The 24,889-nt window shown below is 61.7% G+C and carries 22 protein-coding genes; 11 read left to right on the forward strand and 11 right to left on the reverse strand.

The window, feature by feature from the left end; genetic code table 11:
• Positions 1-647: 647 nt before the first annotated feature.
• From C7T36_RS07470 to C7T36_RS07480, 3 genes are all read right to left on the reverse strand, one after another.
• Positions 648-1,100, reverse strand: coding sequence for an SPW repeat protein (locus C7T36_RS07470; RefSeq protein WP_181317470.1), 453 nt, complete (start codon positions 1,098-1,100; stop codon positions 648-650).
• Positions 1,101-1,425: 325 nt separating this feature from the next.
• Entirely contained in the window at positions 1,426-3,123 is a 1,698-nt protein-coding gene (locus C7T36_RS07475) for a 3-ketosteroid-delta-1-dehydrogenase (RefSeq protein ID WP_033231617.1), read from the reverse strand.
• Between the two features lie 143 nt (positions 3,124-3,266).
• The gene (locus tag C7T36_RS07480; protein ID WP_106939699.1) at positions 3,267-4,703 is read right to left on the reverse strand and encodes an MFS transporter; all 1,437 of its coding nucleotides are present in this window, start codon (positions 4,701-4,703) and stop codon (positions 3,267-3,269) included.
• Positions 4,704-4,966: 263 nt separating this feature from the next.
• Between C7T36_RS07480 and C7T36_RS07485 the strand changes: the two genes are divergently transcribed.
• Positions 4,967-5,221: a hypothetical protein gene (locus C7T36_RS07485; RefSeq protein WP_106939700.1), complete on the forward strand. Its 255-nt coding sequence runs from the start codon at positions 4,967-4,969 to the stop codon at positions 5,219-5,221.
• A 62-nt stretch (positions 5,222-5,283) separates the two neighbouring features.
• Here C7T36_RS07485 and C7T36_RS07490 read toward each other — a convergent pair whose 3' ends face one another.
• Positions 5,284-7,242, reverse strand: a complete 1,959-nt coding sequence (locus C7T36_RS07490) for an AarF/ABC1/UbiB kinase family protein (RefSeq protein ID WP_239654613.1) — start codon at positions 7,240-7,242, stop codon at positions 5,284-5,286.
• Between the two features lie 167 nt (positions 7,243-7,409).
• On the opposite strand from C7T36_RS07490, the gene C7T36_RS07495 reads away from it, so the two are divergent.
• Positions 7,410-7,868, forward strand: a complete 459-nt coding sequence (locus C7T36_RS07495; protein WP_052683332.1) for a hypothetical protein — start codon at positions 7,410-7,412, stop codon at positions 7,866-7,868.
• Positions 7,869-7,900: 32 nt separating this feature from the next.
• Here the strand turns inward: C7T36_RS07495 and C7T36_RS07500 are convergent, their stop codons facing one another.
• Complete coding sequence (locus tag C7T36_RS07500) at positions 7,901-8,809, reverse strand: hypothetical protein (protein ID WP_045066652.1); 909 nt, start codon at positions 8,807-8,809, stop codon at positions 7,901-7,903.
• A gap of 354 nt (positions 8,810-9,163) precedes the next feature.
• Between C7T36_RS07500 and C7T36_RS07505 the strand changes: the two genes are divergently transcribed.
• The 6 genes from C7T36_RS07505 (at position 9,164) to C7T36_RS07530 (ending at position 16,460) form a co-directional block, all read left to right on the forward strand.
• A complete protein-coding gene (locus C7T36_RS07505) occupies positions 9,164-9,724 on the forward strand; it encodes a hypothetical protein (RefSeq protein ID WP_239654614.1) in 561 nt (186 codons plus the stop codon).
• Positions 9,721-10,917, forward strand: coding sequence for a PrsW family intramembrane metalloprotease (locus C7T36_RS07510; RefSeq protein ID WP_045064445.1), 1,197 nt, complete (start codon positions 9,721-9,723; stop codon positions 10,915-10,917). The genes C7T36_RS07505 and C7T36_RS07510 overlap by 4 nt, the downstream gene beginning before the upstream one ends.
• Before the next feature lie 355 nt (positions 10,918-11,272).
• Positions 11,273-11,758, forward strand: coding sequence for a nuclear transport factor 2 family protein (locus C7T36_RS07515; RefSeq protein ID WP_033231622.1), 486 nt, complete (start codon positions 11,273-11,275; stop codon positions 11,756-11,758).
• Positions 11,759-11,794: 36 nt separating this feature from the next.
• Entirely contained in the window at positions 11,795-12,715 is a 921-nt protein-coding gene (locus C7T36_RS07520; protein ID WP_239654615.1) for a DUF6226 family protein, read from the forward strand.
• A 370-nt stretch (positions 12,716-13,085) separates the two neighbouring features.
• A complete protein-coding gene (locus C7T36_RS07525) occupies positions 13,086-15,443 on the forward strand; it encodes an arylsulfatase (RefSeq protein ID WP_045064446.1) in 2,358 nt (785 codons plus the stop codon).
• 42 nt (positions 15,444-15,485) lie between these two features.
• A complete protein-coding gene (locus C7T36_RS07530) occupies positions 15,486-16,460 on the forward strand; it encodes an HAD family phosphatase (protein WP_045064448.1) in 975 nt (324 codons plus the stop codon).
• Between the two features lie 24 nt (positions 16,461-16,484).
• On the opposite strand, the gene C7T36_RS07535 is transcribed toward C7T36_RS07530, so the two are convergent.
• The gene (locus C7T36_RS07535) at positions 16,485-17,165 is read right to left on the reverse strand and encodes an SDR family NAD(P)-dependent oxidoreductase (protein WP_045066654.1); all 681 of its coding nucleotides are present in this window, start codon (positions 17,163-17,165) and stop codon (positions 16,485-16,487) included.
• Between the two features lie 102 nt (positions 17,166-17,267).
• Here C7T36_RS07535 and C7T36_RS07540 point away from each other — a divergent pair, with 102 nt between their 5' ends.
• From C7T36_RS07540 to C7T36_RS07550, 3 genes are all read left to right on the forward strand, one after another.
• The gene (locus C7T36_RS07540) at positions 17,268-18,107 is read left to right on the forward strand and encodes a helix-turn-helix domain-containing protein (RefSeq protein WP_045064449.1); all 840 of its coding nucleotides are present in this window, start codon (positions 17,268-17,270) and stop codon (positions 18,105-18,107) included.
• Positions 18,108-18,273: 166 nt separating this feature from the next.
• Positions 18,274-18,597: a DUF1330 domain-containing protein gene (locus tag C7T36_RS07545; RefSeq protein WP_033231625.1), complete on the forward strand. Its 324-nt coding sequence runs from the start codon at positions 18,274-18,276 to the stop codon at positions 18,595-18,597.
• 137 nt (positions 18,598-18,734) lie between these two features.
• Positions 18,735-20,105: an HNH endonuclease signature motif containing protein gene (locus C7T36_RS07550; RefSeq protein ID WP_045064452.1), complete on the forward strand. Its 1,371-nt coding sequence runs from the start codon at positions 18,735-18,737 to the stop codon at positions 20,103-20,105.
• A gap of 203 nt (positions 20,106-20,308) precedes the next feature.
• Here C7T36_RS07550 and C7T36_RS07555 read toward each other — a convergent pair whose 3' ends face one another.
• From C7T36_RS07555 to C7T36_RS07575, 5 genes are all read right to left on the reverse strand, one after another.
• Entirely contained in the window at positions 20,309-20,563 is a 255-nt protein-coding gene (locus C7T36_RS07555) for a hypothetical protein (RefSeq protein ID WP_045064453.1), read from the reverse strand.
• 42 nt (positions 20,564-20,605) lie between these two features.
• Positions 20,606-21,670, reverse strand: coding sequence for a class I SAM-dependent methyltransferase (locus tag C7T36_RS07560; protein WP_045064456.1), 1,065 nt, complete (start codon positions 21,668-21,670; stop codon positions 20,606-20,608).
• A 56-nt stretch (positions 21,671-21,726) separates the two neighbouring features.
• Positions 21,727-23,148: an MmgE/PrpD family protein gene (locus tag C7T36_RS07565; RefSeq protein ID WP_045064458.1), complete on the reverse strand. Its 1,422-nt coding sequence runs from the start codon at positions 23,146-23,148 to the stop codon at positions 21,727-21,729.
• A complete protein-coding gene (locus C7T36_RS07570) occupies positions 23,145-23,972 on the reverse strand; it encodes a cyclase family protein (RefSeq protein WP_045064460.1) in 828 nt (275 codons plus the stop codon). Before C7T36_RS07570 ends, C7T36_RS07565 begins: the two co-directional genes overlap by 4 nt.
• A 72-nt stretch (positions 23,973-24,044) precedes the next feature.
• Positions 24,045-24,887, reverse strand: a complete 843-nt coding sequence (locus C7T36_RS07575) for a CoA ester lyase (protein ID WP_045064462.1) — start codon at positions 24,885-24,887, stop codon at positions 24,045-24,047.
• Positions 24,888-24,889 lie beyond the last annotated feature (2 nt).

Raw genomic sequence — 24,889 nt, forward strand, 5'->3', positions numbered from 1 at the left:
TCATCCTGTGCGATCCCGGCGATCATCACCGAATCATCTCGGCAACAGGCAACCACCGCATGAAGTTGTCGGGTTCAGAGGGGCGCGGAAAATTGAGAAAGGGTCTGGATTCATGCCTACTCCCACGTCCGTCGATGTCGACGGCACATAACCAGCGACCGCGAGACCAAACTGCCCACCAATCAGGCTGTATACCAAAAATATCCGGACTTAGGTGTGCAACGTACGGTCGTTCATCGCTATGGACAGCTTATGCCCGACTAAACAGCTCGATGCCCGACGCCAGGGCCGGCGAGAAGGTCAGATGGGCACTCGCGACGCCTGCCTGAACATCACATCCGGCCACCACATCGGTAGACGTGCTTGCCCGATCAACAGCAACGGCCCCTTGGCATTTCGACGTGTCGCTTGCCTCAACGCCCAGAGAGATCACTTCCGACACCTGGACGACCTACACCCGTACTCCCTTCGATCCTGCGCTCCCGGCTCGGGTGACGACCATTACCCGAGCCGGCAACGTCAGTGATACGGACATTCCGAGCCTGTGGTGGGTGTGCGAAATCGACCCGAACCCGTGTTCGTCGTTCAACCAATCGACGACACCGCACTTCGTGACTTTCGCCCTGGCGAAATACCCGTGTCGGTAGTCACTGCGGTTTCGGTTCGCGTCGCGCAAGACCGCGCCCCATTCCCAGTGCAGCTGTGGCGAGACCTAGAACGCAGACAAGCGCTCCCACAACCACATTGGACCAGATCATGGAAGTGCTGGTATCGACACCCGCAACGATCCAAGGCGAGACGATCAGCCAAATCCCGAGTAACGGTGCAACGAATGTCATGCGGTGGGTGCGGCCGTAAGCGGATCCGAAAGCCACCGCAAGCAACCCGATCGCAGCACCACAGATCAAGTTAGTGACACTGAGGTTGGTTTGAGCGGTGAAACCGATGATCCACGCGGACGCCGCTGCGTACAGTCCGGACAACAACATCAGCCCTTCGACAACTTGGGCGGTTGGTTGTTCGGCGGCCTGATCGTAGCGCTCGCGCAGTGCAATGATGTCAGGGTGAGTGTGCATCGGTGCGTGGGTAGATGATGACATGTGATTCATCTCCTCGACCGGAGCGGAGGGCAAAGGTTGCCCTTCCGATCCGTATGTATGTATGGCAGGGGTACAGACGCTTTCCGATTCGGTCGTCACCGGATTGCCTGGCGAATTCGAGCATTGTCGGTGCCGCCGAGATCGGTGAGTGCACTGGACCACCACATACGTACCCAATCGGGCGTCTGCCAAGCAACAATCGAATCAAATCATCGAGAAGATGACGGTGCTCGGAGCCTTGCATGCCGAACGGGAGACCAGGGCACGTTCCGGCGTCGGAAACGTGCGCTGATCTCCCGTTCGGTGGTGCTATTGCTTGGCTGAACTACCGCTTCGCTGCGTGATGCGCTGCGATGTAGCCGTAAACCAGTCCCTGGCCGATCGTCGCGCCCGCGCCCGGGTAGGAGTGGCCGAACGCATTCGCAGCGGTGTTGCCGATCGCGTACAGCCCGTCGATGGAGCTGCCGTCCTCGCGGAGGACTCGAGCGTGGTCGTCGGCGCGCACGCCGCCGCACGTGCCGAGGTCACTCAATGTCATCTTCACCGCGTAGAGAGCGTTCTTGTCGAGCGGCCTCAGGTTCGGGTTCGGGGACACTGTCGGGTCGCCGTAGTACCGGTCGTATGCGCTTCCGCCGCGGCCGAATTCGCCGTCACTACCGGCTGCTGCGGCATCGTTGAACTTCTGGAACGCCTCAGCGAACGCATCTTCGGGCAGACCGGCCTTACGGGCGAGTTCGGTCGGGCTGCTCGCCTGATGCGCGATACCCTCCTCGAAGAACGACGGCGGAAGGGGCTGGCGCGGGAAGATGCCGCCGGCGAACACGTAGCTGTTGCGGTACTCCTGGTCGAAGACGATCCACATGGATTCTGCGGGGTCGCCCGCCTTCTCCCGGTCGAGCACACACTGACCGAACGTCATGTAGTCGGTGGCCTCGTTGACGAAGCGTCGACCGGTGTGGTCGACGATGAACGAGCCAGGCAGCGCACGCTCGGCGAGCATCACCATCGGTGGGCGTCCCTTGATGCTCGCGACCGCCGGGAACCACCACGACTGGTCCATCAAGCCGATGTCTGCGCCCAGTTCCTGCGCGACCTCGATAGCCTCGCCGGTGTTGCCCTCGGCGCCGAGGCTCTCGTGCTCACCGAGGCTCTCCGACTGGTACTTGTGGCGCCACTCCATGTTGTGATCGAAGCCGCCGGCGGCCAGCACGACACCGCGCCGGGCCGTCACAGTCACCTCACGTCCGTCTTGCACGACTACTGCACCGGTTACGCGGTCACCTTCGGTGATCAGCCGAACCAACGACGTTTCCGTCCACACTGGAATGCCTGCCTGAACCACACCGGCAAACAGGCCGGCGGCCAGCGCCTGACCGCCCGCAATGTATTCACGCTTGAGGACGTACTTACCGAAAACGCCCTGCGACAAGCGGCGGATGATGCGCGGGAAAGCCTTGGTGGGCTTCTTCGCCATCAGGTTCATCCACTTGTAGTCCGCACCGGTCACCGGCATCGGCAGCCCGGCTTCCATCAAACCGGGGCGCAGGCGGCCGCGTTCCTCTCCCAGCACCGAAGCGTCGAACGGCTGGCACTCGCAGGTGCGGCCTGCAGCGCTACCGCCCGGCAGTTCGGGGTGGTAGTCGGAGTATTCCTTGGCCCAGAAGAACTTCATGGGCGTCGTGCGGGAGAGCATGTCGATCGTGGCGCCACCATGGTCGACAAATGCCTCGCCACGTTCGGCTGGTGCCGTATCACCGACCACCGCACGCACATACGTCTTCGCGCGCTCAACGGTGTCGCCCGCATTGGCAGCTGCAAGTACCGGGTTGGCAGGCATCCAGAACGCCCCACCGGACCGCGCCGTCGAACCGCCCACGTACTGCGTCTTCTCCACGATCAGCGTGGACAAGCCGAGCTCGTTTGCGGTGAGGGCGGCAGCCATGCCGGTACCGGACCCGATTACCAGCAGGTCGACTGTGATGTCGTCGGCCCGTGTCGCGGGGGGTGCCTGATTCTTAGCCATTGAACAAATCCCTTCACGTGGTTTATCGAGGTAGAACGCTAGGGCAGGCGCAGCGCAAGATGGTCCGGATGCCCAGTCAGCGGGATTTTTTGCGCGGATTGTTAGTGCGTTGCGGCCGTCACAGCCGAATCATGACCTGCATGTCAGCGCTTTTCGTACCTGATCCCGAGAGCAAGAATGATCGTGACGACACACATAGCCACGAGCATCGCGCAGACAGCACCGAGCGCGGCAACTGTCGGTGTCGACGTTCCGGGAACCACGAGAGATGCGAGCAGAACTGTCGTAATCGACGTTCCGACGGCCATCGCTGCAGTTCGCACAACCGACTGACTACCGACGGTCTCGCTGGTGCTGTGTTCGGGAACGAATTCCACGAGGAGATTCGACAACGCCGTGTACGCAAAGGCCGTTGCGATCGAGACGACCACGATCAGCATTGTCATTCCGACTACTGAACCGTGGAACACGAGAAAACCGGAACATGCCCCGAGGAACAACGCGGTTCCGATCAGCAACGCGGTGCGGGCGCCGACCGACGCTGCCAATTTTCCGGCGAGCGGTGTGAACAACATGCCGACCATCGCGCCGATGAACGACAGGAGACCGGCGGTGGTAGGTGAAAGCCCGAGCCCGAACGGTGAGGTTTTCGGAGATTGCATGATGATCGGAATGAGCATGGTGACCACACCGATGGGACCGAGCCCGAGAGCGATCGTGCTGAGCATGGTCAAAGCGATGTTGCGTTCAGCAAGCAAGCGCAAGTTGACAATTGGGGACGCGCAGTTCAACTCCCACCTCACCCACCAGGCAAAGATGACGGCGCCGACGAGCAAGAGGCTGAGTACCCGAAGATCGTCCCAGCCCCACGACTTTCCTTGCGTGAGCCCCAACAAGATTGACGCCACTGCGACGGCTAGCGCCACGGCTCCAGCGAAATCAACAGGCTGTCGATGGTAAGTCCGACGGCGCCACGGTAATACAACTTCAACCAGGATGATGCAGACGACGGCGTAGGCGGCAGTGACGACAAAGATGTACCGCCAATCGCCGAGGTCGATGATCACACCCGCAACGACCAGCGACGCCGCACCGGCGGCAATGGCAGATCCGGCGATCAGCGCAACAGCCATCGCAACCTTCTCCACGGGCAGATGCTCGCGGGCCAAACCGATGCACAGCGGCAGAATCGCCCCCGCGACGCCTTGGATGGCACGCCCGATAATGATGCCCTCGAGCGTTCCGACCGCCATGCTCACAATCGAGCCGACTGTGGCGAATGCCAGTACGACCATCAGCACGCGTTCGCGCCCGTACATATCTCCGAGCCTGCCGCATACTGCAGCAGAGGATGCCGCGACCAGCAGGAACGCGGTGACGGACCATCCCACAGCCGAAGCGTCGGCGTCGAAGATCTCGGCGAAAGTCGGCAGCGCCGCATACATCATCGAAGTCTCGAATGCGCTGATCACCTCGACCGTGATCAGCACGGTCAGTATGAGCCAAACCGGTCGGGACCGTTCGTATCGACGTTCGGCGTAGCCTGCCAGCGGCCTAGTTGGTCTCACCGTTGTCCGCATTCATGCTCCTCTTGGGTCGATATCGCTCGAAAACGGTAACAATGTGACTCTTGATACAACTTTTCCATTCCGATCAGTGAGACTGCCTCGAAGGTGTATACGTCTCGTGCGCGAACGTACCCATTCTGCAGCGGAACAACCGCTCGGATGTGTCGAAGAGTTCGGTCGGCGGCATTACCCGATCCCTTCGCGCTAGCACCGACCAGCACCGATGCTCACGCGTCGTAGGAGTCGTAGAGTCGCGGGCAGAGATCAAGGAGGCGATGACGTTGAGCGCACAGTTCGATGACGAGACGACGACCAATCCCGACAACGAGTCACAGTCGCATAATCCCGCTGACGAACATTCATCCGGCGAGGTAATCACGCCCACCAAACGTGACCGTGAACTGTCCGAATTGGTGGACGGTCTCGAAGAACGTATCGCCGCCGAGCGCGAGGCGGCGGCGGTGCCGGGCAATGCCGCCGAACGGAAACGCACGACACGGACCGATCCCGATGACAAGGCACCGGACTGACTCCGCCGCAACACATTCGCCCTGCGGGGAAATTGGGCAACGTTAACCCGGGAGGTGAGGTTTCACCGCCTGCCGTCGAGGGTGAACAAACGGAACACGGTCCGCATGCACAGAACGACGCCTACGAAGCCCAGTACCGCACTCACGAGTGCGTAGCCCGACAGCTGAGGTGTGAGTTGTGGTCCGCCAGGTACGAACAGCAGGATCGCCGCGACAATCAGCGCGGTAACTCCAGCCGCCATTCCCAGGGCGTCGTTCGCCGACCGTCGGAGCCATCGCCTGTCGTCGGGGTGTGCGACAGAACGGGTGCGGAGAGTGAAACTTCCCGACGCGAGGGAGGTTGCGATCTGGTCGAGCTGACCAGGAAGACGCCTGACCACCGCGGTTGTGACCGCCGTCGTCGACAGGATTGCCTGCGCGGCTGCAGTCGGGCTGGCGACCTGGGTCAACAGTCGGGGTACTTCGGCTCGAACAGCAGCGACGAGGTCGATCTGCGGATCCAGGAGCCGGAGGGCGCGCTCCAATGACGCGAGTGAACGGAATGCGGCGGCAACGTCTCCCGGCACTCCTATTCGATGATCTCGAAGCACGGTGAACATTCGCGCGAACGATGCCATGGAAACATTGGGTTGAACACTGAGCAGGGTGATCTCGCGGCCCACCTGGTGTCGCAGCGCTCCGCGTTCCACATCGGCCGGTACGTCGAATGCCATCAACATCGCGTCGACAGTTGCCACCGGATCACCTGCGAGGGCGGCGTTGAGGAGCACGGCGAACAAGATCCGTGTCTCGCCGTCCAGAACACCCACTGCGCCGAAGTCGAGGAGCCCGACCCGGCCGTCATCGAGGATCATGATGTTTCCGGGGTGCAGGTCCGCGTGGAACACCCCGTGGACAAAGATCCCGTCGAGTAGTGACGCAAGAAGTTCGTTGGCAATGCTGCTGCGGGTGTCGCGATCGAGGCCGGTGAGCGCGGCCTCACCGTCGGAAAGCGGTGTGCCGTGAAGACGTTCCATCACGAGCACCCGTCCGCTACTGAGGTCGAGGTAGACGTGCGGAACGACGATTTCCGGGCGGTTCGCCATGGTGGAGGCAATCGCGCCGGTATTCGCTGCCTCGGTACGGTAGTCGAGCTCTTCGAGCAGCGACGTGACGAGCCCGCCGGCGAGTCGGTGAACGCCGATATCGCGTGCCCAGGGAAAACGGGTCTCCGCGAGGGATGAAACGCGAAGGAAGATATCGCAATCCACGCTCACTTGTGCGCTCGCATCGGGGCGTTGAACCTTCACCACGACGTCGACGCCTTCAGTGGAGCGCGCGGAATGTACCTGTGCGACAGAGGCAGCGGCGAATGGTTCCACTTCGAACGACGCGAACACCGCTTCGGGGACGTCGCCGAGTTCCGATGCCAGCAGCCCTGCAATGCGGTCAGGATCGGCCGGCCGAGCCGAACTTTGGAGCGTCGAGAGAGCGCGAGCGAGCTCGGGTGGCACGAGGTCGTCTCGTGTGCCGAGGATCTGTCCCAACTTGACGAAAGTGACTCCGCATCGGTTGACGATCTCCACCAGCGCGTCCCCGAACTGAGGTGCGGACGGTCCGGCGCGGAGAGCCGACCCACCTCCCGCTCGCATGAAGATACCCACGATCTGGGCGTACCGCTTTGTTCGGCGCCACGATTTTCGGCTGCGCCGCAGTGCTTCTGGCACACCGGGTACGGACCCCGTAGGAATGACAACTTCAAGGAAGACCAACGCGGCCAGGCACGCCGCGAAAACCCAGAGCGCGGCGACTCCGAAGAAGGTGAGCGCAATTCCCTCGCTCACCAGTAGTTGACCGTCCGGGCTCGCAATTCCGTCGAGCGTTGCGACGTAGCTCGCCAGCGAAACACCCACCGAGAGCGCTATCACCGAGACCACCAGTGTTCGCGGCCACCCGACTTTCGCCCCCAGCGTTCGTCGCATGGCGACCGCGAGTGCTGCGGCAAGAATCGGCGTCGCGATAATCCAGACGATCAAGTCCATGGCGGTAGCGTAGAGGTTCACCACCTGCGTTTCATCCGGGAAAACCCCGAGTCCACCAAGTTCGAATTAAGGTGCCGGCGGCGTCGATTCCACCCGCGCCAATACCGGAAGGCTCGGGTACCGAATCGATCGGCCTCACTGCGACACGGGCACTTTAAGCTGATCTCGTGACGACACACTCCGGCTCCGCAATCGTTGACGAAACGCTCGGCACTTTTGTCCGCGGGCATCACATCTTGTCCGACGGCGTGCGATTGGACGACGACTACTTCAGTCTGACCCGCAACATCGACGGGCGGGACGTTGGATTCATCGCCCACTCCGTCGACTCCGACGCCGTACGCGGCATGCTCCCCCGCTTGCACCATGTCTTCGATCAACTCCAACGCCTCCATCGCCAGGCCGCCGAAGCGGTCGTCTACGAGTTCAGCGAGGACCCTACTTCCACGGAAGAACTCGACGACGCACTACGAGACCTGGCACTCGACGCAGTGGAGGTATTTCCCGACAACGAAGTCGTCCTTGATCTGGCAGATACGTGCGGTTCACACTTCATGGACGGATACTGGCCGGCGGTCCGATTCAACGGCGACGACAACGTCGTCAAGGTAACTGTCGAATCCTGAGGGCGACTCGGAACGTCGGAAAAAGTTGGCGTTCACTCGAAATAGGACGCATAGTCGCTGAAAGGAACCTGGCCGGTAGGGCTCGACGTTATCGCGTCGGCAACCGCCGAAGGAATGGGAGCCCACTGGGCAGGCATCGCAGCCGCCAGGGAGGGCTTCAATATGTAGAGCAGCGCAAAGTTCACTATCCAAAGCGGCGGCGCCATCGACATACCGACCTCTGAACTCGCACCTCCCTTGGTGTTGGTCACCAGTTGCGCTGTGCCCGACATCTGTTGCGATGCAAAGCCATAGACCGCTTGCACTGTGTACGCCGACTGATAGAGCGCAACCAGGGTTTGTGTTGCGCCGTTGTTCCTCATCCATGTGCCCACAAATCCGCCTGGAGCGATCAAGGAGTTCACCTGCCTCGTCGGCGCGTCCGCGTTGGCCGGACTCTCCAGCAGCCCAATGTAATTCACGTACAGCCCGTAGCTGGCCAGAACCGACGACGTGACGTTGCCGTCGTTTGTGGAATAGAGGGGACGCCCGTTTGTATTGGTGAGGATCCGGGCGCATTCGTCGATAATCTCGGCGGCCTCGCGACTGCCGCCGACCCCACCGCCCGTGACGAGGTCGCGATACTGCTGCTCCGACAACGCATCCTCGCTGTCGAGCCCGATCTGGGCGGCAATCTCGTCCGCCGCTTGCTGACCGAGTGGCTGGTTGAGCTGATCCGGGCTGGTCATCTGCGGCGGTGCCAGGTGCTCGTAGCCAGGGGCCCCGGAAAACGGGATCGCGAACCCGGTGTCGACGGTTCCTGCGGCCGGTTCGCTGCTGGCAGTCTGGGGAACTGCCAGAGAAACGAGGCAGGCTCCGACCAGTGCCAGCACCGAGACGCCCTTGCGGCGGGCTCGCACTCCGCATCGATGTCCCGAACTCGTCAAACCTATGCCATACATGCGGCGACCTCCCAGAACACTGTCGGGCGATTCAACACGAGCGCGCATCTCAGTCAAACGCCGTAACTGACGCTGTGTCAAGGACCACGTCGTCAAGGAGCACGTCGACTCACGCAAGATGCGCGATCGCATAACCCGGACTGCCCGCTGTGCCGCCGTTCTCGGTGGGCGGTAGGTGACGGCACGCACTCCGTTCCCGCCATTCGTCCCATTTCTGGGATAGTCAATACACATTCGGCACAATGGGAACGAGGAATTTTGAGCATTATCGGGAGTATCCCGTCGAAACACGAACACAGAACGCATCGACGACGGCCACCAGTCGATCACCGCTTCCTCGGGTTCGACACACGCGTGTTTCCGCACGCAGTCGCAATTCTGGCCGTGTGGCTGCTGTGGGTTGTGATCGTTCCGGCCATCGATTCCGCTGTGTCGTCGGAAGATCCGACAGTTGCCGGCGACCGCCTGGCTGTGACCGAGTCGGTGTCGTTCACTGTGCCCGCGGGCTGGAATATCAATAGCGGCTTCCTCATCGACCAACGCAGTGCGTCCGGTTCCGTGCCGAGGGTGGAATTGACCGGTGGCAGCGTGAGTTTCGTCGTCGACGCTGACGACTTCACCGGCACCGCCGACGAACTTCTCTCACAGGTCGACGCCGTAAGTCTTGCGACAAACGGAAGCTCTGTACTCGCCATCTCCAGCCCACCGCAGCCAGTCACCACCGATGGTGGCTTGACCGGCGTCCAGATTCGCTTCGATACGCCCCGCGCCGCGGGTTCGATGGCGACTTTTGTCGTCGGTGACAAGGGAATTCGGGTGCAAGTGGTCGGTCCGCCCGACCAGATTGCAAGTCACAGTCAAGAAATCGCCGATATGATCGCGTCATTCGGCACCACTGAGGGAGATACCAAGTGAGCGCCGACCTGCTCGAGACACGCTCCCAAGCACTAGAGGCGACGGCGTGGGGCGAGAAGTTCCGGTTTATCCAGCCGCGCAACGTCGTGTTCTGGATATACCTGTGGATGTGCGGCGTCGGCGTGGTCAAAGCCTGGCAGATGTTCGCGCCCTATTCGGGATACTTCGGGCAAGCACTCCTTGTCGCCGGCGTCGTCTCCGTCATCAGTGCTGCGGTGTGGACATGGTGGTTCCGGCACATCGACCGGTACGAACGCCAACCCGTGGGATTGGTACTCACCGGCTTCGTCTGGGGAGCCTCCGCGGCGACGTTCACCATCGCGATCTCCGGTAACTCCGCACTCGGTTCGCTCTACTCGAAGCTGTTCGGACAGGTTTGGGCGGAGGATTGGCATGCCGGACTCTCGGCGCCGTTCGTGGAGGAAACCGCGAAAGGCATCGGCATTGTTGTCCTCCTCGCTCTTGCGCCGCGACTGGTCCGCACCGCAACCGACGGACTGCTACTCGGCGCGTTCATCGGCCTGGGATTTCAAACCAGCGAGGACTTCTTGTACTCGGTTGTCGGTGCGACGCAAGGTTTCGGCGCGCACCAGACCGACGGGCTGATCGGTTCCATTGCGCTTCGCGCATACTCCGACATCGTTTCGCATCCTCTCTTCACCGCACTGTTCTGTGCCGGAGTCATTTATCTGATCGGCACCCCGGCACAACCTCGCAGAATCAGACGCGGGTTGGCGTTGATCGTGGCCCCGATTCTGATTCACGGCGTATGGGACTCGATGCTGGCACTCGCCGGCGGCAACTCATCCATCGTGTTGGTCGTCATGGTCGGCGACATCATCTTCGCCTTGACGGCATTGTGGATCGCATTTGTCTGGGCGCACCCACGCGAGTCCCATTTCGTCCGTGATGTTCTCGCTCCGGAAATCGAATCCGGAGTGTTGACCGACGACGAAGTTACTGCTGCCGGTGGGTGGCGACAACAGCGCGCTTACGTCAGAGCTGCACAGACCCGTGCCGAGCGACGCCAACGACGTCATATCGTTCGCGCTGCATTGGATCTGTGTGGGGACCTCGCTGTCAGCAAGGGTCTCGACAGTCCCGAAGTTGTCGAAGCACGCAACGAGATCACTCGCCTCCGACACGGAATTGCCGCAGGCTCGCAGTCCTCGGTGGGGACTAGCTCCGCGTAAGAACGGCGGGTTGTGCCGCAACAATCTGGGCGCCTGATCGATCACATTGATCAGGCGCCCAGCTCTATCCGCAGGCAGGACCACTGATGTTCTCAATGATGTTCCCTACCAAGTGGATAGCTCCGACGTACACCGAACTCGGCGGCTCGGTAATACCTTGTCCATTCACCGGGACGTAGAAAGACAAATACTCGTCGAGATAGGCCATCGACTCCGACCCCGTCCCGGTCTCCGACATCGACCCCACAGTCGAGCGCTGCCTTGCTACTGTCCGGACCGCAACATCGAATTCGCTGACACGCGTGCATGTACTACCCGAGGTCGGCCGCAACACTAACCACACCAAGGAGACCCGATGACCGATATCACCGCGCTGGTCCACTCACTCCTCGAACGAGTGCAAATACTCGAAGACGAGATTGCGATCCAGAAACTCGTGACGGCATACGGTCCCGCCGTCGACGCCGGAGAGGCGGACAAGGTCGGTGCGATGTGGACTGAGGATGCGGTGTACGACATCGATATTCGTACCCTGAACGGTCGCGCCGAGATCGCCGAGATGGTCCGCACCACACCCCACCAGGACTACATCAACACCGGTTGCGGCCATATTCTCGCCCCGCTCAACATCGTCGTCGACGGAGACAAGGCTACTGCGACGGGCCATTCCCAATTGCTACGGCGCAACGAAGGCGAGGATTCCTTCCGCGTGTGGCGTGTCGCGGCGAACCGGTTCGATCTCGTCAAGACGGAGGGCGAGTGGAAGATCAAGCAGCGCACGACCCGGCTACTCGACGGAAGTTCTCCCGCGCGCGACCTGCTTGCCCGAGCCGGCAACTGATCAAAATTCTCGGCTGTCAAAGATAGCGTCGCCACAATGACTGGCACCGCGCTGAGCGGGCGCGTGAAAAGCCTGTCGACGGGTAATGTCCATGCGATGGCTACAGATCCGGCAAGGTCATGGTGGGAGCGATGCAACGACGGCGTCCGCAGCATGCACGAAACCGGCTGGGGCGAGAACACTTCGGTGCTCTCGCGAGAGATCTGCGAACTACTCGACGATGTCGACGAGCAATTCGCCCTCACCGGCGCACACACTCCTGAGTGGCCGAACCCGTACAAGGATGGTCCCGATCGGGCCGAGGCAGACTACGAGCGTTCCACCAACCCGGAGAAGTACCTGATCGTGGTCGCGAGAGTGCAGGCGTGGACAACGGTTCTCCTCGACCGGGGCTGGGCGCGAGAAGCATCACCTGTGCAGTGGGCGCTTCGCCCTTTCGATTCCGGCGGAGCCGACACCGTTCTCGAACCTACCGCCGACGGCGCCGTCCCACTGATTTTGACTACGCACACTCCGGTGGACTCCAACCATCCGTTCAACATCTCGATCAGCGCAGGCGATCCGGCGGTGTGCTTGGCATCGATTCCCGACTGTGCCTGCGACGGGTGTGACAGCGGGTCCGCCACACTGCTCGAGGAAATCGACACATGGGTGCTGTCTGTCGTCGACGGCTCGCTCCACGTCGACGTTGCCGGTAATTACTCCTCAGTTCGCACATCCTTTGGTACCCGAGGCAGCACGGTCCAGAATCTCGACGAACCTACAGAATTCACAGCCGCACCGTGGCCCGCGAACTGGACGGCACGCCCGCTGGCGTCCCAGATCAGGACTGCGCACCCCGAACCCCCATTCCCGCGAACGGTGTTCGGAACTGCTGCCCGGGAGGGCTTCCGTCGACTCTTACGCAAGCCTGGCGTTGCGGGTGCATCGCAAACCTACTGGCGCACAGACGAATAGAAACGGAAGATGACCCACCTCGAGTTCGTGGCTCTGGCCCCGGCCCGAATCAGGGTTATTGCATGCGCCCGGATATCGAACACTTCGGCCAGTCCACAGAAGCATGGTCCAATCGCGAACTTCACGCGCGCCTGGGAAGCCTGCGCGGCGCAGGTTTCATCGTCAGCCGAGAAAGCGAAACCAGCATCCCTAGTGGCTTGACCAATTCTCATGCAGCCCAGCATGAATCGCGGCTGACGAAGATCCGTCTCGCTCCACGCGACTCACGGCGGGCAGGCTGTTCAAGTAACGGGAGATTACAAGCCCTGTTCACGTCGGGGTGATGGTGGTGTAGTGGATAGGTGGGGGAACCCGACATGAGGAGCAGACAATGGCCAAGGCATTCAGGGGCGTGGTCAACCTCGACATACGAGACTCCGTCCCGGACTGGGGCCCGTACGAGCAGCCTAAAGCACCGCCAGGCTCACCGAACGTGCTGTACATCGTCCTCGACGACGTCGGATTCGGCGCGCTCGGCTGTTACGGAGGCCCGATTGAGACGCCGAAGATCGACAAGATCGCAGCACGCGGACTGCGCTACGGGCAGTGGCACACCACAGCCCTGTGCTCGCCGACTCGGTCCTGCCTACTGACGGGCCGTAATCACACAACCAACGGGATGGCCTGCATCAGTGAAGCGGCCATCGGATTTCCGAGCGCAAACGGGCACATTCCACCGCAGTGCGCCACCCTCGCCGAGGTCCTCGTCGAGCAGGGTTTCAGCACTGCAATGGTAGGCAAGTGGCACCTGTGCGCCGAGGACGAGATGAATCTCGCTTCCACCAAACATAATTGGCCGATCGGCCGCGGCTTCGACCGCTTCTACGGCTTCCTCGGCGCCGAGACCAACCAGTGGTATCCCGACCTGATCCACGACAACCACCCCGTCCAGCAACCGGCCACACCGGAGGAGGGCTACCACTTCAGCGTCGACATCACCGACAAAGCTATTCAGTACTTCGACGACGTCAAGGCAATCGCTCCCGAACGGCCGGTTTTCCTCTACTACGCCCCGGGGTGCGCGCACGCCCCGCACCAAGTACCGCGTGAGTGGGCCGACCGCTATCGGGGCCGGTTCGACGACGGCTACGAGGCGATGCGCGAGCAGATCCTGGCCCGGCAGAAGGAAATGGGCCTTGTCCCCGCCGACACCGAGCTACCGCCCCTCAATCCGATCGGCACTCCCGACTCGCGCACCGGCCCAGACGGACAGCCATTCCCACCACTGGATTTCACACGCCCCTGGGATACCCTCTCCGCCGACGAGAAGCGACTGTTCGCCCGGATGGCAGAGGTATATGCGGGTTTCTTGTCCCACTGCGACAACCAGATCGGCCGACTACTGGACTACCTCGAACAGGTCGAGCAACTCGACAACACCATCATCATGCTGGTCTCCGACAACGGCGCCAGTGGCGAGGGGGGTCCGAACGGCTCGGTAAACGAGAACAAAATCGCTAATGGCGTGCCGGACGATCTTGCTGAAAACCTCTCCATGCTGGACGAACTCGGGAGTACCAAGACCTACAACCACTACCCGAACGGGTGGGCGATGGGCTTCAATGCCCCGTTCAAGATGTGGAAGCGATACTCGTTCAACGGCGGAACCTGCGACCCGTGCATCATCTCGTGGCCGGCCGGGATTGCCGCCCGAGGGGAAACCCGTGATCAGTACCACCACGCCATCGATCTGGTTCCGACCGTGTTGGACTGCCTCGGACTCGAACTGCCCGACGCCGTGAAGGGTTACACCCAGCATCCGTTGCAGGGCGTGAGCATGCGCTACAGCTTCGACGCTGCCACCATCCCGACAGCCAAACACACTCAATTCTACTCGATGCTCGGCACCCGAGGCATCTGGCACGACGGCTGGAAGGCCGTCACCACCCACCCGGCGATCAGTGGCTGGGGCCGGTTCCCCGAGGACACTTGGGAGCTCTACCACACCCAGATCGACAGATCCGAGCTGCACGACCTCGCCGCCGAGGAGCCCGGGAGGCTCGCCGAGCTGGTGGGCCTGTGGTTCCACGAAGCCGGCGCCAACCAGGCATTTCCGCTCGACGACCGCTCGGCTGTCGAGATCCTCACCACCCCTCGCCCGCAGCTTGCGGCTCCGCGTAACCGCTACATCTACCGGGCGGGTGGCGCCGAGGTCCCCGAGTCCGTTGCCGTCAACATTCGCAATCGCTCCTACTCGATCGGCGCGTTGGTCGATCTCCCGAACCCAGGGGCATCCGGGGTGCTCTTCTCGCACGGCAGCCGCTTCGGCGGCCACTCCCTCTATGTCAAGGACAACCGCCTGCACTACGTCTACAACTTCCTCGGCAGCGAACAGCAGCGGATTGTCGCCGGCGAGGATCTGCCGACCGGCGAGAACCTGATCCTGGCCGCCACCTTCGACAAAGACGGTGAGGATCCGCCCGGCACGGCCCACGGCACCCTCGGCCTGTTCTACGGTGACCGGAAGGTCGGCGAGGGCCGAATCCGAACTCAGCCAGGCAAGTTCAGCATCGCAGGCGAAGGTCTCAGTGCCGGCCGCGCCATCGGGGAACCCGTCACCGACGACTACCCGGGCACCGCACCGTGGGCGTTCACCGGCGGCTCCCTGAACCGGATCGTCGTAGACGTCAGTGGAGAACCCTACGTCGACCTCGAACGCGAAGCCGCGGCCATGCTTTCCCGCGAATAGCAGGACCATCGTGTGGTGGCAACATCGAGGAGGAATCAGGTTATGCCCGAACACGTTCGATCCGATCTGGACACCGGCGGACAGATCGGTGATCCGCTCCCCAGCTGGCACGAGGGTCCGAGTAAGCAAGCAATCCTGGAGTTCGTCGGGCGGGTGACGGATCCCGGAGGTCCGGGGGCCGTCCCCGCCGAAGAGCGAATCGCGGTGTTCGACAACGACGGAACGCTGTGGTGTGAGAAACCGATGCCCATTCAGCTCGACTTCATCCTGCGCCGCCTCGTGGTCATGACTGAGGTGGATCCCGCTCTGGGCACCCGCCAACCGTGGCTCGCCGCCGTCACCCGCGACTACGGCTGGTTCAGCAGTGTCATCACCGGTCACTACCACGGCGACAACAGTGGGGTGAAGGTGTTCGCCAAAGGGGTGCTGATGGCGTACACCGACATCACCGTGGAAGAATTCGAGAAGCTGGCTGACCAATTCTTGCGCACGACAGACCATCCCACCCTAGGACGTACCTATCTGACGTGTGGCTACGTGCCGATGATCGAGTTGCTCCGGTACCTCGAGACGAACGAGTTCCACAACTACATCGTCTCCGGTGGTGGGCGTGACTTCATGCGGCCGATCAGCCTGGACGTGTACGGGGTGCCCCGTCAGCGAGTCATCGGTAGCAGCGCGTCGCTGGTATGGAAGGCCGACGGCCGCGGCGGCACGCTCGTCCATAAACCCGCATTGGACGTATTGGTCGACGGCCCCGAGAAGCCGGTCCGAATCTGGAGCCGTATCGGGAGACGGCCGCTCCTCGCCGCGGGGAACAGCAACGGCGATATCCCGATGTTGCAGTTCTCGGAGCGAGCGGACCTCCCATCGTTGCAAATACTTGTACAGCACGATGATTCACGTCGCGAGTTCGCATATCGGGAGGGCGCCGAGCAGGCATTCGATCTCGCGGATGCCCGGGGTTGGACCATAGCGAGCATCGAGAACGACTGGAGTGCCGTGTTCCCGAGCTGACCGTAGGGCGCTCAACGGCATAGTTCAGTAGTCGATATCGCCGTTGCGGTTGAAGAACTTTCCGGTGGGTCCACCGGTGCCTAGTTGGGCCAACATCACCGTCGCATCAGTGCCTTCGGTGATGGTCTGGTGTCCACGGTGGCCGTTGAAGTCGGTACTGGTGTAGCCCGGATCGCTGGCATTGATCCGAAATTCCGGCAGGTTCTTCGCGTATTGGAGAGTCAAAGCGATCACAGCCGCCTTCGAGCTCGCGTACGGCACGGCCCGCACAAAGTGCTCATCGGTACCGGGGGTGGCCAGCGAGCGGGCGAAGCCGACTCCGGATGCGACATTGACGATCACCGGATTCGACGAGCGTCGCAACAACGGAAGCGCGGCCTGCGTAAGACGCACGACACCAAGGACATTCGTGTCGAATACTTCCTGCATGGCGTCGACGTCGAGGTCGTCGACGCTGAAAGACCTGCCGAGGACGCCAGCGTTGTTTACCAGAACGTCGAGCTCGGGCAGCTGCGCGAGCGCCGCATCGATGCTGCGCTGATCCGTGACGTCGAGTTGGACGGGGTGAGCGCCGAGGTTCTGCACCTCGGCAGCTGAAGCCAGGTCCCGCATCCCGGCATAGACGGTGTGGCCGGCGTCGATGAGCCGTCGCGCGGTCTCCAGTCCGAGGCTGCGGTTGGCTCCTGAAATAAGTGTCGTAGTCATGTCCACAACGCTCGCTCAACTTCGGTGCGCGCACCAGGCACCGATCGACGGTGGGACCAGCAGTACTACCCACTGCGCGCCCACAGCGAGCAGGATGAGGGCATGGACGAGTTCGCAAGTGTGCTGCGCGCCTGGCGTGACCGTGTGCAGCCTGAGCACGTCGGTCTGCCACCAGGTACAGGTCGGCGTGCCCGAGGGCTTCGCCGGGAAGAGCTCGCGATGCTCGCCGGAGTCAGCGTCGACTACATCGTGCGCCTCGAGCAAGGCCGGGCAACCAATCCCTCGGCGCAACTGCTCGGCGCGCTCGCGCGGGCATTGCGCCTGACCGACGAAGAGCGCGACCACCTGTATCGAGTCGCCGGAGTCGCTACTCCGACGCCTGCCTCATTGCCGCGCCACGTGGGTCCGAGCGTCCAGCGGATCGTGGACCGTCTCGGCGACGTGCCGGTCGGCGTCTTCAGCGCCGCGCATGACCTCCTGTTGTGGAATCCGCTCTGGGCAGCACTGCTCGGCGATCCCTCACTGTTGGCCGGGTTTCAGCACAATCTTGTCTGGCGGGTTTTCACCGAGGAGAACACACGTGTCACTCATACCGCCGTCGGAGAAGACGAATTCAGAGCGGATCTGGTCGCGGACTTGAGATCCGCAGTGGGGCGCTATCCCGACGACGCACCGCTCAGGGACCTCGTCGACCGCCTCCTTTCCGAATCCGACGAGTTTGCAGCGCATTGGGAGCAAGCACACGTAGCCCTGCACCGGTCCAGCCGAAAGACAGTGCATACCCGCACTGTTGGCGACATCACCGTTGACTGCGATGTTCTCAGCGCGCCCGGTAGCGGCGACCTGCGGATCGTCGTCTACACAGTCGCGCCCGGATCCGCCGACGCAGCCAAGCTTGATCTGCTTCGTGTCGCCGGATTGCAGGACCTGACGCATCACTGACGAACACGGCGACACACTCATACGTAGGACAGCACATTACCCCTGAGGTAATCGACGCGGCGCCGTTGCTCCTGCAACACTCGATTCCAGAGCGAACCCAGCTGAACGTTACTGAGAGACAAACGATTAGTTATACACGCGCTCCTCCGAGAGGCAGGAACCAGACATGACTGAAAGCTACGTAGTTGGCATCCTCAACAACGTCGCCATGGGAGACGACATCACCGAATACCTCCAACGCATCGACAGCACCCTCACACCGTTCGAGGGCCGCTTCATCATCCACGGAGGCTTGCCTGACGTCCGCGAGGGACAGTGGTCAGGCGATCTCATCATCCTCCGATTCCCCACGTCCGCTGCGGCCCAACACTGGTATACATCGGACGCCTACCAAGCTATCGCTCCGCTTCGAATCAATAACTCGACTGGCACCGTGGCCTTTTTCGAAGGCGTAAACCAAAACCACCGAGCAACCGACATCCTGATCTGACCGAATCTCAAACCTATTCCCCTGCAGACTTACTCGAGTTCCCCGAGCCGCACTCGATGCAAATCGAATGTGCCCGATATGCCTATTGATTCGAATAGACGTTCGAGTATAATTGGGTCAAGGGCGGGGAGGCCTTGATGACTACGGTGAACGATTTTGTTTCGGTGGAGGATGTTGTAGCCGGTTCCGCGACGGGTGTGCGTGGCAGGTTGTGGCGATTGCGACCGGCCGAGGTTCGCGACGTTGCTGTTTCCGTTTCTGCGGAAATTCTTCGACTGGAGGCGATTCGGGTTGCCGCAGTGGATGAGTTGGCGCTCAATCCGGACGAGCAGGTGCTCTGCTACCGCGGTGTGGGGCGGTGGTTGGCGGCGAACACGATGCTGCAGAACGCGGCCGGTAACAAGATCGCTGCCCTCGGTGCCGCGTTGCGGGCGTTCCCGGATATTGCTGCGCAGTTCGAGGCCGGTGATCTCTCGCTCGATCATGCGGCAATAATCGTCGCGTTCTGTGAATCTCCACCAAAAGGTATGCCGGACAGGGCGTTACCGTCCTGTATGAAGACTCTTCTCGCCGCGGCATCCGGTGTGGAAGCGACCACCATCAAACTCCGCTACGCGATTGCGGTTCTCGAGCGGATTTTCGAATCCGACGACACCCCACCCGGTGAGGACGACGACCTCAACGTCTTGCGGATTTCGCCGACGCTTAACGGACGGGTCGCGATCAAGGGTGATTTCGACGCGTTGACCGGCGAAATGCTGTTGTCGGCTCTCTCGGGTTTGTCGATGCCGAAACCAGCAGCGGACGGAACCCCGGATCAGCGATCGGCAGCCAAACGCACCGCGGATGCCTTCACGGAACTGATCCGCCGGTATCTCGACAATGCCATGACCGGTGTTGATGGTGGTCAGCGTCCGCATGTGAACGTGCACATCACTGCGAAAGATCTTGCCGAGCATCGGGAATGCGCGACCATGCGCAGCAATACCGCATCGGATGATGGCGAGTTCTATGGCAGTGCGTTCGATGATGACGAGCCTGATGTCGAGGATCTTGATGTGGGGTACATGCCGTGGATGGGGCCGCTCAGTGTGAGCCTGACCCGGATGCTCGCCTGCGATTGCATGCTCTCCACCGTCCTGATGGACGGCAACGGCGCACCGCTCGATGCGACCCCGCACAAACGGTTAGTCACACCCGAGCAACGGACTGCGCTGATCGCCCGGGACAAAGGCTGCGCCTTCCCCAACTGCGACGCCGTACCGGCTTGGTGCGACGCCCACCACATAAAACCGTGGTCGGTCGGTGGCCTGACGGTGATGGACAACCTCACCCTCCTCTGCCGTAGCCACCACCGATTGATCCACAGCACCAGCGGGTTCCGCGGCATCTGGGAAATCAAAATGGGCGACGATCACAAACCGTGGTTCATCCCACCAGCTGCGATTGACCCAAAACAACGACGCCGCCGCTCCACCACCCGCCAAGGCCCAGTGCATCGAGACTAAATCCGGCTCTGCCGGAACTGCATACCGTGTGAGAGCTTCGCATCACCAGCCAGACGATGCGAAGCCCACACGCATGTCCCGCCCCTATGATCATCGCTAGCGCATTCGCAGCAGGAGTGTCAAAGCCGACCGCGCCGCTTGCGCTCGTGACAATACAATCGTCATGCTCCGAGCTGTATCGAAATTCCGGTGCACGCCATCGGTCATCGGGCTATGGCCAAGGGTGCGCCGAGGACTTTGTGAATCAGGCGTTGGCGTTCACGGCGTAGGCGGGTGTCGAGTGCGGTAGCAGGTTCGTGTAGGTCGATGTCCTCGACGGTGATCACTTTCGTGTCGTCGAGGACTTGTTCGAGAGTCATGACCCGATCGCGCAGGATCCATAGTTCTTCGGTGAGGGCGGTGACCATACGGGCGAGTTCGTCATTGGTGGTGTTGTGAAGGTAGGACGGGCTGGCCATGGGAAAGTCCTTCTTTAGGAGTGGTTCTCGGAAGAGGAATGCTCAGGCCGGTTTGACCCCGCGGGTGACCCATGGGTAGTTGCCGGGGCCGACGCCGAACTCTTCGACGTCGACGAAACCGGCGTCGCGCAGCAACTGAGCCCGATCCTGCAGGAGTGCACCGCGCCAGAACGGCTCGTCTCGGTTTTCGGTTTCCCAATCCAGGACCACGCACCGGAACAACGAATCCTGGTAGCGGTAGGGGGCGACATCGGCGATGAGAATTTCCCCGCCTGCCTTGGTGACTCGGAACGATTCTGCGAGGATGTCCTTCGCGGCGGGTACCGGTACCTCGTGCAGCAGGATGAACGCCGTGGTCAGGTCGAAGGTGTTGTCCTCGTACGGGGTGGCCTCGCACGCTGCTTGCCGCAGGTCCCATTCGAAGCCGTTGCGGGCAGCGATCAACTTCGCGTGCTCGAGTTCGGTGCGGCCGAGGTCGACACCGGAGATCTTTGCGTCCGGGTAGGCATTTTGGATGGCGCAGGCGTAGCGTCCGGTGCCGATTCCCATTTCCAGGATGCGATCGTAGTGCTCAGCGCGGCCCTGCTGAGCTGCGGTGAACCGCTGATCGGCGAACGACTCGCCCGGCTTGACCGCACCGATACCACCGGTGGCGAAGAGCAGGTCGTACACGTAGTCGTGGATCATGAAGCCCATGCGCTCGTGGCCTTCCCAGCCGCCGGGCGCGAGGTGGAACTCGGTCTCGCTCCAGTACTTTGGTGGCACGAGCCTGGGATCGAACACGATCGTTCCACCCTTGTCCGCGTTCGCGGCGTATTCGGCTTCGACGATGTCACAGCCGTCGTCGTACGCTTCTCGAGCGGCGAGGAACTGTCGTTCGCCGGAGAACCGGGTGTAGAAGCGGTCCCAGGTGTAGTTCTGCGACTGCTCGAGCAGTGCGGCGGCGGCGCGTATCCGTTGCTGTTCACCGCCAGGGAGTTCGACGCCGTCGAGGAGGACGTCGAGGTCGTGCGCCGCTTTGGCTTGCAGTTCCTTCCCGCTCCACGCGGCGAGGTCGGCAAGGAAGTTGAAATTGGCGCGGCCACGTTGTTTGAGTCCTGTTGCCATCGGCTCAGACCTTCCCTTCGAAATATGTTGTGGGCAATAGTCGAACGGTGGTGGGATTACCCGCGCAGTTGGTTCATCAACTCGGTCAGGCTGCCACCATGCGCAAGCGCGATGGCCTGCTCCGCGATGATCGAGGCCTGCTCCGCGCCGAGCTTGGAATCGGCGTTGAGCTTGAATTTGGTGACGAGTTCCTCTGCGGAGAGTGGGTTTCCGGGACCACCACGATTGAAGTCCACTCGGACTTCGTGACGGCTTCCATCCGTGGTGACCACGCGCAGCACAGCCGGAAACTGGTAAGGGTAGATTTTGTTGCAGCGCTCGTCCTCGACGCAGGTGACCTTGGCTGCAAGCGCCAGTCGCTGCTCGTCTTGTGCCGCTTCATCAGTGAAATCGTGGTGGCCGACTCCCAGACCGCTACCGCCCGACAGTGCTGCCGCGACGGTGTACGGCCCGCTGAAGGCGGCGTGGTAACCCGACCTGGGACGGGCCTTCTCCTCGACCGGCTGCGCGATCGTGCGCAGGATGGGACCGGAGACACCGAGTTCGATCGACTCTATCTGCTCAGGCAACACTCCCTGTGCGCGAATTTCGAGAGCGGCATCAATACCTGCGTGCGTGAAGTGGTTGCACGGGTACGGCTTGAAGAAAACACCGGGCAATTCCCAATGCTCACCAAGACGATCGATTACCGCAGCGACATTCGATCGCTCGCCGCAGTAGGCGTAAAGGAATCCGAAGCGACCTTCGATCACCGTTGGCGGCCCCGTCAGTCCATTCTTGGCCAATTCTGCAGCGCTCACACCCGAGTGCGCCGCCCACCCACAGTGTGCGCGCTTGACAGTGCCACCAGTCCTGTTGGCTTCGATGAGGCCGGCGCCCATGCTGGCGGCGATGCCCGCCGCATGGGCGATCTGATCGGCAGTAAGACGGTAAACCATGGCGGCTGCAACTGCCGCACCAACGGCGCCACAGATCGAGGTGGCGTGCAGGCCACGCTCGAAGAACTCGGAGTTGCCCAATTCCTCGTCATATCCGCCCATTCCGAGACGAACAGCCACCTCGATACCGACACCGGAGGCGTCGAGCATCGCTTCGGCAGAGGCGCCGATCGCTTCCGCGACGGCGAGCGCTGCGGGAATGACCGAGGCCGAAGGATGCAGGACGGAGGGGAGATGTGTGTCGTCCGAGTCCATCGAGTGTGCCAACGTGCCGTTGACCAAAGCTGCTGCTGCGGCTGGGAATTTGGCGCCGGTACCGATGCCGGTCGCGAACTCGTGGCCGCCCCAGTTCTTGACGACGGCTGTCACGGCCTTGGCCGGTGTTTCGTCACGAGCGGCGACGCTGTTGCCGAGCAAATCCAGCACGCGCCGGGCTACATCTTCACGCAGGTCTTTCGACAATCCGGACTCGGACACGCCGAACGCCAAGGCCGCCAGCTGCTGGACAACGGTCAACTCCGTGTCGATCGCGATGCTCATGCGCTCAGGACCGCGACGGGACGGACCGGGGAGCCGGTACCGCCGACAATACGCAGCGGCGCCATCACGAAGGTGAACTCCGTCAGACCGTGTTCGGACGCATCTTCCATGTTGAGGTGCTCGATGATATGAATACCATTTACCACCAGAAGGATTCGGTGCACGGGAAGAACGCTGTGCCCCGAGCCGGCCGGAATATGCTCATATGCAGTGGTATCGGAACCGGTGGCTACGATGCCGAAGCTTGCCAACCACTGCGCGGCTTCGACATTGGGTCCCGGCACACCGTCGGTCTGCCCGAGATAGACGTCCTGGTCTCCGAAGTGCCGTGCCCAACCGCTGCGCACCAGCACCACGTCGCCCTTCTGCGGAACCACACCGGCTGCCTCAGCAGCGCCCTCGAGGTCCTCCGCCGTGATCGCATATCCGGCAGGCAGAGTATCGACGCCATGCAACTTTGCTACATCGAGAAGCAGGCCGCGCGTCATCATGAACGGAATCTGCTCGGCGCCTTTGTCTTTGAAACGTCCACCGGCCTGAGCCTCGAACGCGTCGACGTCTCCGTTGAGCTTTCCGCAGTCGCTGACATGCGAAAGCGCATCGACATGGGTACCGACGTGGCCGCCGGTCACAATGATTTCATTAGCAGCGGAACCCCCATCTGGGCGAACCATGTCGCCGTGACGACGAATCAGCGTCATCCGGAAGCCCGGATGATTCGGAGAGCACGGCATCCCGGTGAAATAGGGGTGTCCCAACTCGATGGAACGCACGCCGGTGGAAACCACCCTGAGCAACGGATCTGTGGTGGTGGGTGCTGTCATGACAACTCCTGAGAGATTCTGGGAGGAAATGTGATTCGCCGAGTCTGAATGTCGACTCGGCCGGTGACAAGGTCAGGATGAGACGTGATCGGGCCGGGCGAGCGAGAGAACGACGCGCGCTTGTTCAACGACGGCAGGATCGATAAATCGACCATTTGTGTCAAGCAAGGCGGACGAACCGTCCTCGGCGGCCTGCTGTGCTGCATCGACGATGGCCTGCGCGGCGGCAACCTCGGCGTCGGTAGGGGTGAAAACATCGTTGACGATCGGGATCTGAGTGGGATGAATAACGGTGCGGCCGTGAAAACCACACTCCCGTGAGCGAATACTCGATGCGCGAAGTCCATCCAGATCTCGCACGTGCGTCCACACGCTTTGGGCAGGTGAGGGTAATCCCGCTGCGCGCGCGGCAGTTACGAGCCAACCCCTCGCCCAGTCCAAGCCGCCGGGGCCGACGCGAAGATCCGCCGACAGATCGGCTTCGCCGAGACTGATTCCCACGACGGAAGGATGAGCACGGGCAAGCACCGGCGCTTCGAGCAGTCCGAGTGCTGTCTCGAGAATCAATTGAATCGGGAGCCGAGACGCTTCCGCGATTGCGCGCACCGACTCTACCGATTCCGCTTTGGGCACACGCAGCCCGGCAATTGCAGAACCAGCTAGAGCGGCGACGTCGTCATCATGCCACGGACTTCCCGCTTGGTTGATCCGGACCCAAATCTCCGGCGCATCAACAGCATTCCCACGGTCTTTCGCGATCGTGACTGCATTGACTCTGGCCTGGTCCTTCGACTCGGCCGGGACTGCATCCTCGAGGTCGATGATCACGGCGTCGGCACCGCTGCCGAGCGCCTTCGGTATCAATCCCGCCTTATGCCCGGGGACATACAGCCAGGAACGTGCGGGTGCTCTCATAG

This window comes from Rhodococcus sp. AD45-ID (assembly GCF_003023755.1).
Taxonomy (GTDB): Bacteria; Actinomycetota; Actinomycetes; order Mycobacteriales; family Mycobacteriaceae; genus Rhodococcus_F; species Rhodococcus_F globerula.